Annotated in this window: 11 protein-coding genes; 7 read left to right on the top strand and 4 right to left on the bottom strand. The window is 36.6% G+C overall.

Annotation, left to right across the window (positions count from 1 at the left end):
* Nucleotides 1-59: 59 nt before the first annotated feature.
* Entirely contained in the window at nucleotides 60-1,265 is a 1,206-nt protein-coding gene (locus tag BLE01S_RS16940) for a Bcr/CflA family multidrug efflux MFS transporter (protein WP_082788794.1), read from the bottom strand.
* A gap of 926 nt (nucleotides 1,266-2,191) precedes the next feature.
* On the opposite strand from BLE01S_RS16940, the gene BLE01S_RS20885 reads away from it, so the two are divergent.
* Complete coding sequence (locus BLE01S_RS20885) at nucleotides 2,192-2,344, top strand: hypothetical protein (protein WP_157419508.1); 153 nt, start codon at nucleotides 2,192-2,194, stop codon at nucleotides 2,342-2,344.
* 287 nt (nucleotides 2,345-2,631) lie between these two features.
* On the opposite strand, the gene BLE01S_RS16935 is transcribed toward BLE01S_RS20885, so the two are convergent.
* Nucleotides 2,632-3,330, bottom strand: a complete 699-nt coding sequence (locus BLE01S_RS16935) for a Crp/Fnr family transcriptional regulator (RefSeq protein ID WP_066145069.1) — start codon at nucleotides 3,328-3,330, stop codon at nucleotides 2,632-2,634.
* Between the two features lie 89 nt (nucleotides 3,331-3,419).
* Here BLE01S_RS16935 and BLE01S_RS16930 point away from each other — a divergent pair, with 89 nt between their 5' ends.
* The 5 genes from BLE01S_RS16930 to BLE01S_RS16910 all read left to right on the top strand — a co-directional run bounded on the left by BLE01S_RS16930 (nucleotide 3,420) and on the right by BLE01S_RS16910 (nucleotide 8,791).
* Nucleotides 3,420-4,196 (top strand): HAD-IIB family hydrolase, encoded by a 777-nt coding sequence (locus tag BLE01S_RS16930; protein ID WP_066145067.1) that lies wholly within the window; start codon nucleotides 3,420-3,422, stop codon nucleotides 4,194-4,196.
* Nucleotides 4,197-4,664: 468 nt separating this feature from the next.
* Nucleotides 4,665-5,918, top strand: coding sequence for a nickel pincer cofactor-dependent isomerase, group 22 (locus BLE01S_RS16925; protein ID WP_066145065.1), 1,254 nt, complete (start codon nucleotides 4,665-4,667; stop codon nucleotides 5,916-5,918).
* A gap of 145 nt (nucleotides 5,919-6,063) precedes the next feature.
* On the top strand, nucleotides 6,064-6,567 hold the full coding sequence (locus BLE01S_RS16920) for an Lrp/AsnC family transcriptional regulator (protein ID WP_066145063.1): 504 nt from the start codon (nucleotides 6,064-6,066) through the stop codon (nucleotides 6,565-6,567).
* Complete coding sequence (locus BLE01S_RS16915) at nucleotides 6,558-7,730, top strand: aminotransferase (protein WP_082788793.1); 1,173 nt, start codon at nucleotides 6,558-6,560, stop codon at nucleotides 7,728-7,730. Before BLE01S_RS16920 ends, BLE01S_RS16915 begins: the two co-directional genes overlap by 10 nt.
* A 197-nt stretch (nucleotides 7,731-7,927) precedes the next feature.
* Nucleotides 7,928-8,791: a hypothetical protein gene (locus tag BLE01S_RS16910; protein ID WP_066145059.1), complete on the top strand. Its 864-nt coding sequence runs from the start codon at nucleotides 7,928-7,930 to the stop codon at nucleotides 8,789-8,791.
* 77 nt (nucleotides 8,792-8,868) lie between these two features.
* Here the strand turns inward: BLE01S_RS16910 and BLE01S_RS16905 are convergent, their stop codons facing one another.
* Nucleotides 8,869-9,783 (bottom strand): helix-turn-helix domain-containing protein, encoded by a 915-nt coding sequence (locus BLE01S_RS16905; RefSeq protein ID WP_066145056.1) that lies wholly within the window; start codon nucleotides 9,781-9,783, stop codon nucleotides 8,869-8,871.
* A 174-nt stretch (nucleotides 9,784-9,957) separates the two neighbouring features.
* Between BLE01S_RS16905 and BLE01S_RS16900 the strand changes: the two genes are divergently transcribed.
* Nucleotides 9,958-12,081, top strand: a complete 2,124-nt coding sequence (locus BLE01S_RS16900) for a glycoside hydrolase family 3 protein (RefSeq protein ID WP_066145054.1) — start codon at nucleotides 9,958-9,960, stop codon at nucleotides 12,079-12,081.
* A 175-nt stretch (nucleotides 12,082-12,256) separates the two neighbouring features.
* On the opposite strand, the gene BLE01S_RS16895 is transcribed toward BLE01S_RS16900, so the two are convergent.
* Nucleotides 12,257-13,519, bottom strand: a complete 1,263-nt coding sequence (locus BLE01S_RS16895; RefSeq protein WP_066145052.1) for an MFS transporter — start codon at nucleotides 13,517-13,519, stop codon at nucleotides 12,257-12,259.
* Between the last annotated feature and the right edge of the window lie 171 nt (nucleotides 13,520-13,690).

Genomic DNA, 13,690 nt, shown 5'->3' with positions numbered 1-13,690 from the left:
AAAGGACGGATGAAGCAAAATATATGCTTTATCTGTCCTTCTTTTGTGCTTAAATATAGTTAGTAACTAACACTTTTTTGTCTTTTTCTAGCCAATCCATAAAAAGACAGGAGGGCCAGTGTACTAGCTGAAAATATAATAACACCCATTGGGACAGCAGTACTTTCGCCAGCGACCCCGACAAGCGGTGCAGAAATGGATCCCAATATAAATGGAAGTAAGCCTAATAGTGCAGCCGCACTACCAGCCATATGCGCTTGTGAGTCCATCGCGAGCGAAAACGATGATGTGGAAATAATCCCGATGGAAGAAACAAAAAAGAAAATAGAAATAACGACTGCAAAAAGTGGGCCATTAAATAGGACAACAAGTAATAAAGAGATACTTGCTAAGCTTGACATAAGTAGGCCAATCTTTAAGAAGCGTGTTTCTGAAACGACATCTGCAAGTCGTCCAACAAGATGTGTACCAAGCATAATGCCAATCCCGTTCATTCCGAATAAAATACTGAATACTTGTGGAGATACTCCGTAAATATTTTGGTATACAAATGGCGTACCAGATACATAAGCAAAGATACCTGCGGTGATAAAGCCTTGTGTTAGTGCATATCCAGTAAATTGGCGATCCTTAATTAGCGATAGGAAATTTTTCAATGTTTGCCCTATATTGCTAGGCACTCGATCTTGGGGTGGTAGTGTTTCTTTCAGCCTTGAGGACACTATGATCACAAGAAGAATACCAATCATACCTAATACGATAAATACACCGTTCCATTTTGTAAACTTAAGAATGCCTCCTCCAGCAACTGGTGCTAAAATCGGCGCAAGATTATTAATGAGCATGAGCAATGCGAAGAACTTCGTTAGCTCTCGGCCACTGTATACATCGCGGACAACAGCGCGTGAAATTACGATACCGGCTGCTGCAGCAAAACCTTGTGTAAAGCGGGCAACGATAAAAAGGTAAATATTTGGTGCAAAAGCACAAGCGATAGACGCGACAAAATACAATGTCAGAAAAATGATTAGTGGTAAGCGTCTACCACGAACATCACTCATTGGTCCAATAATTAATTGACCGATACCAAGTCCGAGTAAGCAAGCCGTTAAACTAAATTGGACAAGGGAAGCATTTGTGCCGTATTCATTTGCAATCGTTGGAAAGGAAGGTAAATACATGTCGATTGTGAGAGGGCCAAGTGCTGCAAGCATACCAAGTATTAAAGCCAATCTTAATCGTTTATTATCTTTTAATCTATTCAAATTCAATGCACCTTTCTTTTAAAAACATAATAATAGCCAAATAAAAACGAGAGAGGAACCGAAGAAGGTTCTTCTCTCAATAGATCCGTAAGATCTTGAGTTTTTCAATCTATAAAACTTTCCTTTATAAAGTAGACATGCCTTTCCATCTATTATACGACAAGAAAACTTGTTTGGCATTAGACTATAGGAAAAAGATTTATGAAAGTATTTAAAAGAAATACGCCATCTACAGTGTCTGGAGAAAAGGACGGAGATCATTACATACCTCTGATTTGAATTGGAGATACTTCACATATGTAAATCATCAATTTAAAATATTTAGAAAAGTATTGACAATGCGGAAATGGAAATGATATCCTCAAGAAGTTAGATAATATAAAGAGGAATGGAGGTACGAAGAAAATGACTAACTTTAACAATAACCATCATAATTGCATAGTAATTTCGTGCCTAACCGATCTTTATTTTTATGTGAATAAATAAAAGGGGATGGCATGGTCAGCCGTTCTTTTCTATGAGCACACGCTTATGTAAAAAGGCGTGTGCTTTTTTGTGTTCATTTTTAATGAAATGGATGTTTTCACGCATTGCGTGTTGCATAAATACAAGAGAAGGAGTGCTGATGATGGTAATGATGAAACAGCAAAGAAAACTATTGAAAAAGGAATCTCTCGAAGGTGGGTAGTGTGAAGGAGAAAAACGGATAAGGCGATTGACAACATGTACGAAGCAGTAAAAATACGTAGCAAAGGAGGAAAAAATATGATTACGCAAAATGCAAATGAGCAATTCAAAGAATCAACAGTACAAGAAAAAATGGAGTCTTCAGTAGTATATATAAGGGATAGATGGCTAGTAAGAATGGTGTGTGTCATTCCCTGACAATGTTATTAAAGGCTCCTTCTAAAGGAGCAAGGGTTATAATGATTAGGATAGATAAAGAAGTTATCCAACAACGTATGATGGACTTACAGAAGGAAGCAAGACAATATGAACTGGCGCGTCGTAATATAGCCTCGAAAAGGGAAAAGAGAAAGTCCTTTTTAGGAATATTCCTAACCATTTTTCGCAGGTGAAAAATGGCCTGAAAGTGTAAAGAATGCGCATTATGATTTAGTAAAAGTAACAGAAACCCACCGAGCCTCTTAACAATGCGTACTAAGGTGGGCTTTTTTTATTAGAATAGTAGTGTCAGGAAAATGTAATTTTAAAACGTTGAGCTTCTCTTCTATCGATGATTAAATTGGTTTAATGAGTCTGCGGAAAGCTTGAAGTCGATAAAGGATATATTAGAGTTATTAGAAATATAAAGATAACATATTTTAAGTATTAAGCACTAAAGGAAATAAGGGTTATCCTAGTGCTATTTATAACGGATTCCGTTGGACAATTCTTCTAGTTTAGTCCAATTTAATATACGAATAAAACTATTATCTCTTTCAATAATATTTTTTTGGGAAAGAGAATGAATAACTCGATTTAGATGGCGATATGTTGTGCCAAGTAAATCAGCAATTTCTTTCATATTTGAAGTTCTTATCTCTATTCCAAAGTTATTTTCAGAATCTGGTGATAATGTAGACATAAGATAACTCGCAAATTTGTTTTCCACAGATGCTAATAAATTTACACGAGAAGCTGTTGTACAAGTTTGAAGTTTATAGCTAACATGTTCTAAAAGTGTATGTAAAAACTTTGCGTTATCCATCTCATGATGTTTTATATAATTAAAATGTAGTCCAATCAACAAGCATGGATCAACTGCTTTGACTTGTGATTGGACGGGAACGTCACGAATTAATTCGACATCACCAATAATAGAAAACGGTTGAACAAATCTCAGTAAAAGTGACTTTCCGGTTTCAACACTTGATGTTATTTTCACCTTCCCTTCCACTAAAAATAACAGTGATTTCGCCTCCATCCCTTCAAATAGAATAATTTCATCTGGTTCATATTTCTGCAAAGTAAACGGAAGTTGTTTTGCTTGGTCAAATATTTTCTCCATATTAAATTCGTGTAGTTTTAATGCAAGTAGCTTTGAATCGAGAATATATTTCATATAAAAACTCCTCTTGGGACATATGTCCTTTTCATTATAAAATAAATTGATATGATAAGAAAAATAAAAAGATGTGGGAGTGGCGTAGAATGAAATTTGTATTTGATTTAGATGGGACAATATGTTTTAAAGGTCAGCCAGTTTCTGAAAAATTATTAATTGCATTAGAAAAATTAGTAGGACAGGGGCATGAAATCATATTTGCTTCAGCTAGACCAATACGCGATTTACTCCCCATCTTACATGAGCGTTTTCATCCATACCCAATGATCGGGGGAAATGGCTCCATGGTTGCAATAAAGGGGCAAACCATATCAACAGTCAGCTTTGATGAGGAGACACTCGCGAATATTATCGATTTAGTAAAAGGTAATAATGTTTCGTATTTGATAGATGGGGATTGGGATTATGCCTATACAGGACCAAGTACCCATCCTATTTTGAATAATCTTGATCCACAAAGACGCGCTAAAAACGTTAAATTGGATGAATTAGAGTCAATCTTAAAAATTTTAATGCTTACTTCAGATAATATGAAAGCTATCCACAAACAGCTTAGCAAGCTTGATGTTGTTATTCACTCTCATGGAAATGAGAGAGTTTTAGATATAAGTCCGAGTGGCATAGACAAGTGGAGTGGGTTGCAAAAATTAGGTGTACAAGAAGGAGAATATATAGCGTTTGGTAATGATGCGAATGATATTACAATGTTTCAACATGCCATGTATTCAATTATGATTGGTGAAAGTCAACAACTAGCCCCGTATTCATCTGAGCAAATGTTATTAAGTGAAGATATAGAAAACCTGCTCGTGCAAAGACTTATTGAATTGGGAGATATAAATACAAACATAAAGTTAGTTTAAAAGTATTAACCAATACTTTTATGATTAGGACCTACATGATTGTCTTTATAAATTGTTGGCAACATTTTTGGTCCAGATGTTGCTTACAGAGGGGAAGTATTTGAAAAAGTCCTTTTCTCGAAGCAAAGACTCATGATTGCACGAATGTTTTTATTACATCTCCTGAGAGTAATGGTGGATGCTGAGCTTATTATGTAAGCGATAGACTCTGTATCGTGTTCTACTTAACTATCAACATCCATATATCCAACAACTCATTTTTGTAAACCCATAACTGTATGAAGAATGCGGTTATATTGATTGCCGATACTTATAAGTGATCTTGAAATTATAGTATAAAATACAAGATTAAAGAGTGATAAAATCTGATTTATTGCAAGTATGTTCTTAAATAGATGAATGCATAGAGTGGTATAATTTTTCTATTAAGTAATAGATGATCTTTTCAAAAGGTGGGGAGTGATTTAAATGTTATTTCCAAAAATGGCAAAAATAAAACAGCATGTAGTAGTTGAGAGCATAGATGACATAGCAGGGAAAATAGCGGAAGAAGTAATCCGCGTCCAAATCGATGAGAAGATTAAAGCGAATATGGAGATTGCGATTACAGTAGGGAGTCGCGGAATCGCCAATATTCCGCTCATTGTCAAAAGTGTTGCAGATGAGGTGAAAAGAAGAGGGGCGATTCCCTTCATCATTCCCGCAATGGGGAGTCATGGTGGCGCTTCTGCTGAAGGTCAAATAAAAGTATTAGAGAGCCTAGGAGTAACAGAGGATTTCACGGGGTGTGAAATTCGTTCGTCGATGGATGTTGTCGAATTAGGGAAAACGAAAGAAGGAATTCCTGTATATATTGATCAATATGCATATGATGCTGACGGAATTATTATAATGGGACGGATAAAACCACATACAGATTTCAGTAGTAAGATTGAAAGTGGGCTCTTAAAAATGGCATCTATTGGGATGGGAAAGCATAAACAGGCATTAGCACTTCATTCACACGGGATTAAAGGGATACGCGACATGATGCCAGCAGTTGGGAATATAGTACTTGAAAAATCGAAAGTTTTATTCGGCATCGCAATTGTGGAAAATGCTCACGAAGAAACCGCAATAATAGAAGCTATTGAAACCAAGAACATTGAACAGCGGGAAAGAAAACTGATTAATATAGCTTATGAATTAATGCCAAGCTTGCCGGTAAAGGAATTAGATATCTTAATAGTTGATGAAATGGGAAAGGATTATAGTGGCACGGGATTAGACACAAATATTATTGGTCGCCTTCGCGTATTAGGAGTAGATGAACCTGAAACTCCTCAGATCAACTATTTAATTGCTTCTAATTTAAGTGAGGCGAGCCATGGGAATGCACTGGGGATAGGGCTTGCGGATTTAACGACAAAACGATTATTTGAAAAGATTGATATAAAAGTGATGAATGAAAATGTGATTACAAGTACATTTTTGGATAGAGCTAAAATTCCAATTGTTCTTGATAACGATATAGATGCCTTGAAAACAGCCTTTCGCGCAAGCTGGGGAATAAATCCTAAAGAAGCGAAAGTACTTCGAATTCCTAATACCTTATATATCGGTGAATTATATGTTTCAGAAGTACTTTTTCAAGAGTTGAAAAACGAAAAGAATATAGAAGTATTAGAAGAACTGCAGGAAATGAGATTTGATCAAGATGGTTATTTTTTACCGATGAAATAGAAGTAGAATGTATGAGGACTTCTAACCTAAGCTCGAAGATTACTATGATTCGGACAACTTTTTACGGCTGATATATTTTAAAAAATATGAAAAGCAGTATAATTAACAGAGGTAGACTTGATTTTTTGATTAGAGGAGCATACAGATGAAACTAAATAACGTTGAAATTGAAATTTTATCTATACTGGAAGAGAATCATAAACTTCCAGTGCAAGATATTGCAATGATGATGAATACAAGTGTGGAAAATGTGGAAAATACGATTAAAAAATTAGAAGCAGAAAAAATTATTGTTAGTTATCCAGCATTAATTAATTGGAGCAAGGTAGAAGGAAAAGAAGTTATTGAAGCAATGATTGATGTAAAAGTAACACCTAAGCGTGGTGTCGGATTTGATGAAGTAGCGGAAAGGATCTATCGTTTCCCCGAAGTAACTTCATTGTATCTCATGTCAGGTACATATGATTTATCGATCACGATTGAAGGTAGGACGATGACAGAAGTAGCTAAATTCGTTTCGAATAAATTATCGACAATTGATAATGTTGTATCAACAACAACTCACTTTATGTTAAAAAGGTATAAGCATGATGGCGTAATACTGGAAGATAAAGATGATACTGACCGCAGAATGGTGGTATCTCCGTGAATTATCAAGTTTATTTATCAAAAACAGCGAAGCAGATTCAACCATCAGGAATAAGAAAATTCTTTGATCTAGCGTCTAGTATGAAGGATGTTATTTCTTTAGGGGTCGGCGAACCTGATTTCATTACTCCCTGGAATATAAGGGAGACAACGATCGCCTCCTTGGAAGAAGGCTATACTTCCTATACAGCTAATGCTGGATTAATGGAATTAAGACAGGAGATTTCTGCTTACTTAGAAAGACGCTTTCATGCTAGTTACGCTGCAGAGGACGAAATTATCGTGACCGTTGGAGCGAGTCAAGCATTAGATTTAGCTTTTCGTATGTTATTAAACACAGGTGACGAAGTGTTAATTGTAGAACCAGCATTTGTTTCCTATGCCTCGCTCGTTACAATGGCTGGCGGAACACCGATCCCAATTTCAACAAATGCGGACAATGGCTTCAAAGTAACAGTAGAACAAATTGAAAAAGGAATTACGGATAAAACGAAGGCGATTTTATTATGTTCCCCAAATAATCCCACAGGGACTTATTTAAACGAAGAAGAGCTAACGAAAATTGCACAAGTAGTAAAAAAACATGATTTAATCGTCGTTTCAGACGAAATTTATGCTGAATTAACCTATGATGAGGTGTATTCTAGCATCACCTCGATTGAAGGTATGTATGAAAGAACGATTGTTATCAATGGTTTTTCCAAAGGTTTTGCGATGACTGGGTGGAGACTAGGCTTTGTAGCGGCTCCTAGAGAATTTACACAAGTGATGCTAAAAATTCACCAATTTACTACGATGTGTGCACCACATATGTTGCAACATGGTGCAATCGAAGCATTGCGCAATAGTGCTGACAATGTAGAGAATATGAAAAATAATTATCGAAGGAGAAGAAACTATATCGTCCAATCATTAAATATGATCGGATTAAATTGCCATACACCAGGCGGTGCTTTTTATGTCTTTCCTTCGATTAAAAGTACAGGTCTGACCTCTGATGAATTTGCAGAACAGTTATTGAAACAAGAAAAAGTAGCTGTTGTTCCTGGAAATGCATTTGGTCAATGTGGAGAAGGGTATGTAAGATGCTCCTATGCAACATCGATGGAGCAGTTGCAAGAGGCAATGAAACGGATGCAGAGATTTGTGGATACGTTAGTTTAAAGGTTGGCATTGAAAGAGTCCTTTTTAGGATGGAGGTTAATGTAGTGTTGTTAATTTCTGCTCCTTGAGGGCTCCTTTGGCATTCTGTGAATGTTCTTGTTGCTTTCCGCTTCAACCAACGCTATATATAGGATACTATATTTAACCTTTGAATCTTTTTGGCTAGGAACACGTAGTATTCTGTAAGAGGTGGTTAAATGAGAAAAAAGATAGGCATATTTCTTATCGTCTTTAGTTTATTGCTTGCTCTTGGCAGTTTAATAGAATTCGAGGAAGATATGGCCTTCTCCATCTTCACTTTATTTTGCGTAAGTCTTCCACTTTACATACTCGGTCAATTCCTGCGAACGTCCAAAATGGAAATGAAACGAAAAGGCAAGCATTGGTTAGCAATCTATGTCTTTTGTGTCATTATTCTTCCTTTGATATTTTACACATATGAAAAATATGAAGATATGAAGTGGAATACCATTTCGGATGGAAAACTCATACTTTATGAAGCAAGCTCTGGTAATTTAGGTCAACTTTCACTTGGATTCTTACTAGTGCTCCTTTTATTAATACCCATACGTCTCTTTAGTCCCGAATTAAAGAGAAAAAGACTTATGAGTATCATTATTATAGGGATTATTTTCATATATGGTGGTTTTCAATACATGATGTGGTCTGATTATCGGGGCGTTCACGCGGAACAGGGCTTGATTACGCAAAAGTGGAATGGTCAGAAGCATATTCAATCATTCAACGAGATGGAGAGAATCTATGTACAACCAAACCTCCATATTGGAAAATTAAGTGACCCATCTGATGAAACACAATTTATGTGGAAATTAATTTTTACAAACAAAAATGGTGAAAATATTATATATTCATATCGAGGACTATCTAAAAATGTTCTAGATAGCGCCCTTCAGATCAAGGGAATTGCTTCTAAAGAGCAAATCACATTTGAAGTAGAGCAGATGAGCGAAAAAGAGCGAGAGTGGTTTGATTTCGAATTGATGTTGCAAGAATTAGAGGAGGAACCATTCTATCACTTTTTTGAGGTAGAGGATAATTGAAAAGTGCAACAGACCTTGTGACATGAGGTCTGTTGTACTTTTTACTATCTACACGTGTAAGCAACGACAGAGTCATCTCAATATAAATTTTTGTATTCCATTTGGAGCTTTTTTGGGGAAATATTGTATTCCTTTTTAAAAAGTCTGTAAAAACTAGAATAGTCAGGAAAACCACAATTTAAGGCAATATCTTCTATGGAGTGCTGATTTTGCTTAATCATAGTGACAGCAAAAGATAAACGCTTTAATGATACGTAACGGTAAAATGGTAGGTGCATATTCTTTTTAAAATAATGGGAAAAATAGTATTTATTCAAATGAAAATACCTCGATATATTGTCTAAACTTAAATTCGGCTCAGTCAAATGTGATTCAATATATTCAAGTATGGATACGAACCTTTGGTCTAACTTTTCCTTGTTGTTAAGGTTGGGCATACTACTTGCGGGATCGAAGATAATTTGAAGTACCTGAAATAATAAGTAATGCAATGTAAAGGAAAAATTATCTTCATTATTTTTTATTCTATGATTCATATCATGAAGTAAAGAATGGACCTCCTGCGAATGCTTTGGATGCAGATGTATTACGTGGGAACTTTGTGTTTTTTGATAAACAATATTTTCCTGCAAAGATGCTGAACTAGACAGGTAATCATCCATTAGATGCTCACTAACGCTAACAATGATGCGCTCATAGTTATCCATATTTTTAACAGTAGCTTTATGAACAGCATAAGGAGGGATCACAACTACATCGCCACTCCTTAAGAAATATGTTTTTCCTTCGCAAAAGAATTCGCATTCCCCATCTAAAAATACAAGAACTTCAAGAACATCATGCCTATGCAATTGGAATAGAGACTCTAATTGGGAAAACTTTTCGTCTGAATCATTATACTTCTTGAGCCAGCCATGAGATTTATTTTTTTTGCTAAGGTAATTAATTTCAAAACCTTTATCTATTACTGGAATAAGATTAGATTGCTTCATTTACTGACATCCTCTTCTTTAGCAAGAATTACAATATTTCAAGCAATAAATGCTATTTAATTTTAACTTTTTGTTGTTATTATAACATTATAAAAAGTAATAACAAATTCACTATACATGTCATCTCGAAAGTAGAACTAAGAGAAGAGCAACTTTAGGAGGCATTAGATTAAAATGGAGTTTAACGATAAACAACCAGAATTAGAAACCAGAGTCAAGCACATCATTGAGGTGGATGGATTAAAATTTAAAGATTTGAATAACAGTGGAAAGTTAGAACCGTATAAGGATTGGCGTTTAAGTCCGCAAGAACGGGCAGAGAATTTAGTTTCATTAATGAATATCGACGAGAAGGTTGGTATGATGCTGATCAATACCCGGAGGATGGGGCTTTCTCAAGAAGATAAAGAGAAGACTAGTCATGATGGGGTGCTGGATGAGGCTATTATAGAAAAAGGGACAAATATTTTCGCGTCATCAAAAGTATATGGATCAACACATACGATTGAGAATAGGCATTTAAGACACTTCATTTTAAGAGATAACTTTAGTCCAGCTGAAATGGCGGAGTGGATTAATAAACTGAATGAAGTTGCTGAGGGAACGCGTCTAGGTATACCAGTCATCGTAACGTCTAATTCAAGAAATGAAAACGCTGAACCTATTTTTGGTATGAATGATGCGGCAGGTATTTTTTCTACATGGCCTGGAACCTTAGGACTTGCAGCGGCAGCACAAGGAGAGATTAAAAATGGCGGAGATGCGTCACTTATGAGCGAATTTGCTAAAATCGCTCATAAAGAGTGGAATGCAACTGGTATAAGAAAAGGCTATATGTATATGGCGGATACCGTTACAGATCCAAGATGGCAACGGACATATGGTACGTTTGGAGAAGATCCAGAATTTATTTCTGATGCGATTGGCCGCCTTATCGACGGGTTCCAAGGTGAGGAGTTAGGGAAAGATAGTATTGCGATGACAACGAAGCATTTTCCAGGTGGTGGAGCAAGAGAAAATGGATTTGATCCCCATTATGCAGAAGGAAAGTGGAATCTTTACCCAACGCCGGGAAGTTTAGAAAAGTATCACTTGCCTCCATTTAGAGCAGCAGTAGAACATGGCACATCGTCTATCATGCCGTATTATTCTATCCCAAGTATCAAGAAGAGTGTGGTTCAAGAATTTGAAGGTGAAGACATTCCATTTGAAGAGGTAGGTTTCACTTTTAATCATTATTTCATCAATCATATTCTAAGAGGAAAGCTTGGATTTAAAGGCTATATAAATAGTGATAGTGGCATTGTGAATAATATGTGCTGGGGCGTTGAAGAGTTAAGTGAGGCTGAACGTTTTGCTAAAGCAGTCAACGCAGGAACAGATATAGTTGCTGATACAGGTGATATTGAAAATCTTAAACTGGCTGTCAGCAAAGGGTGGATTAGTGAAAAGCGTATCGATGAAGCGAATGTAAGACTTTTGACAGAAATGTTTGCGCTGGGTCTTTTCGATGACCGTACGTATAATTCACCAGAATTGGCTACATCTGTTGTTAGCACCCAAGAACATTGGGATGCAGCTTATGGTGGACATAAAAAATCTGTAACCGTACTTAAAAACCAAAATCAGACATTACCTTTGACAACTGAAAAGCTTGAAGGTAAGAAAGTATATGTGGAAGTTTTCCACAAGGAAGCAGAACGGGCTACTGCCTACACTGAAAAAGCAAGAAAAGAATGCCAAGAGCTTGGCCAATTTACGTTAACTGATAACCATGAAGAAGCTGATGTAGCGATTCTATTCTTACATCCAAAATCAGGATCTTATTTCAATGCGACACCAGGATTATTAGAACTTGATATCTGTGAAGATAAAGTATTATCAGCCTTGGATGGATCATTATATCAAGAAACGACTTTAACTGGTATGAATCATCTAAAAGAAGTGGCAGACAACATTAAAAATCGTGGTGGGAAGGTGGTCATTAGTGTAAACGTGACATTGCCATGGATTCTTGGGAATGTTGAACCATTGGCGGATGCATTGATTGCGGGATATGATACCTTCTATAACGCGCAGTTTGAAGTGATTGCAGGAAATAGCCAACCTGTGGGTGTTCTACCATTGACATTACCAGCGAGCGATCAAGTCATTGCAGTTTATCAGAATGGTGAGTGTGTATCTAGAAATGATGTACCTGGCTACGACAAGGACAAGTATATGCCTGAAGGATTATCCTATGCATATAAGGATAGTGATGGTAATGTTTATAAACTCTGGCATGGGTTGAGGTATTGATTAAGAGTAAGGGAAGTAGCATGATGTAATTTGTTCCTCAACCATTGATATATACAAGGGTTTATGTAAGACGAGAGTGCGATCACCATAATCTACATAGAAAATTGTAGGTATTCCCCTTCAAATGAAGGGGAATGGCCTGCATACCCTTATGAAAATTATAATCTACCGCTAACTACTTACTTTGAGCTATTATCGTTTTTTCGGCTGCTGACTGCCCTTTTTCTTTGATACATAGCACACCTATCAAGCCGATGATTGAAAAAATTACTGGAATAATGAAACCGTAGTAGTAGCCAGCATTTATATTTCCTGAAGCCTGAAACTGGTCCAATATATTTCCGAAAAGGGTTGGAAGCAATACAGCACTCAGAAAGCCACCTGTATTTGCAAACCCGGAGATAAGGCCAGATTCTGATATTGGATAGGATTGGCGGATGAGAGCAAAGGTTAGCATACTTGCCCCATAACAAAGGCCAATAATAAAGAAAAATGTCATAACCATGAAAATCGGCGGCTTCCCATAATAGATCAAAAAGGCAGACCAGTTCAATAACATGGTTATATGAACCACAACATATGGTCGTTTCACCATTTCTAACCGACTTGAAACCCAACTGGATAGCGGTGCACCAATAAGTGCCCCGATAAGGCCAACCATAATAAGCTGGCTTGCACCTGAACGCGTCATCTCAAACACATTCATCCCATAGGGCACTGCCCACGAACCGATAAATCCAACATACGCACCAACAACCCCAAAGTGACAAAAGAACAAAGCCCATGCTTGCCGACTCGAACAGATTCTTTTCAGTAAGACAACTGTTTTTTCGTGCTGTACTTTATTTTTAAAAATTACCGTTTGCTTGGGCTTTTTTACAAGTACAAAATAAAGAATAATCCCGCAAATGCATAATAACAGTCCCGCTGTAAAAAATGCTATCCTCCAGCCTAGCAAGTCAATCCATAAGGAAAAAGGTACTGTCGCTAAAACGAAGCCAAGGCTCCCTGTCATTCCCGCCAAACCAATTAATTTTACAAATTCCTTTGCATTAAACCACTGGCTCAAAATTAACACCAGATTGACCCAGATTGTTGCATCCCCTATCCCCGTCAATATTCTCGCGAAGAGCAGGATAAATTCATGGGTACCAAGACTATAAATAATCGTGCCGGCACCTGTCAGGATGGCACCAATAATCAGAAAAAAATTGGGCCCAAAACGATCAGTTAAAATCCCCATCGGAATTTGCAAACCAGTATAAACAAAAAATTGTATACTTGCCAGTATTCCAATCGTCGATGCAGTTACAGAAAAGTCCCTCATCAATTGGTCTGTAATCAACCCCGGGGCCGTTCGCTGACTCGACATTAATAAATAAGTAAATGCAACAGCAATAAATACAATCCACCTAAATCTGCTATTTTGTTTATCCAATGATTTCTACTCCTGTGATCTTTTACTCTTATGTATATGGGATAACTGCAACAGTAGAAATTATTTATTAAAATTTCGTGTGAAACATTCTTATGAAGCAAGAGAAACTAAGCGACATGATGTAATGAAGCCTTTTTAAAGAATCAATTTCATTATTTCTATCCCTTGCAC

The sequence above is a fragment of the Lederbergia lenta NBRC 16444 genome (assembly GCF_001591545.1).
Lineage (GTDB): Bacteria > Bacillota > Bacilli > Bacillales > Bacillaceae_C > Lederbergia > Lederbergia lenta.
This window is presented reverse-complemented; position numbering and strand designations above follow the sequence as displayed.